Here is a 600-nt window from a genome sequence, read left to right as displayed (position 1 = left end):
AGATTCCTGATTTTGGCTGGGATCAACCTCTATTGGGTACCGGCCAGTCTCGCAGCGCCTCGATCAGCTGGACGGTGAGCCCGCCCGAGACGAAGGCCACGGCGCGGTGCATGGCATGCGTTCCGGGGACGAGCACGATGTAGGGCTTCGGCTCGCCATTCGCTTTCCGGCGCTGGATCGTGCGGGCCAGGCATTTGGCGCGGCGGTTGGCATGTTTCAGCGTGTCCAGCATGGCCTGCCAGCGGGCGATCAGGGACGCAGCGAGGCTGGGCTCGCGCTCCGGGACCGTGACCGGCCCGCGTAGGAAGTCCGGCGTTTCGTCTGCCTGTGTTGGGACAAGCGAGAAGGTGTACTTCGACTGCGTCTCGCCCTCCGCTTTCTCGAAATGGTTCGACCCAGGCCGCGGCGTCACTGGCGCCAACTCCACCCGAAAAGTCATCAGGAAGATCAGACGGCGGAGCAGCACGCCGAGCCGCTTCAGCTCTGCCGAGACGCGCCGCTTCACCGTTTTCGGAACCGTTTCCGGCGCCTTGAACAGGTCCGCATTCACGCCGGTTTCGGCGATGACGCGGGCAAGGGTCTTCCAGGTATGGGTGAGGA

At 64.7% G+C, this 600-nt stretch carries 1 protein-coding gene; it reads right to left on the bottom strand.

Annotated features, from left to right (window positions below; translation table 11 throughout):
• Positions 1 to 22 precede the first annotated feature (22 nt).
• Positions 23 to 600 (bottom strand): hypothetical protein (locus tag HY17_RS20395; protein WP_034767153.1); only part of this gene is annotated, 578 nt, incomplete at its 5' end.

The organism is Hyphomonas sp. CY54-11-8 (assembly GCF_000682735.1).
Taxonomy (GTDB): Bacteria; Pseudomonadota; Alphaproteobacteria; order Caulobacterales; family Hyphomonadaceae; genus Hyphomonas.
This window is presented reverse-complemented; position numbering and strand designations above follow the sequence as displayed.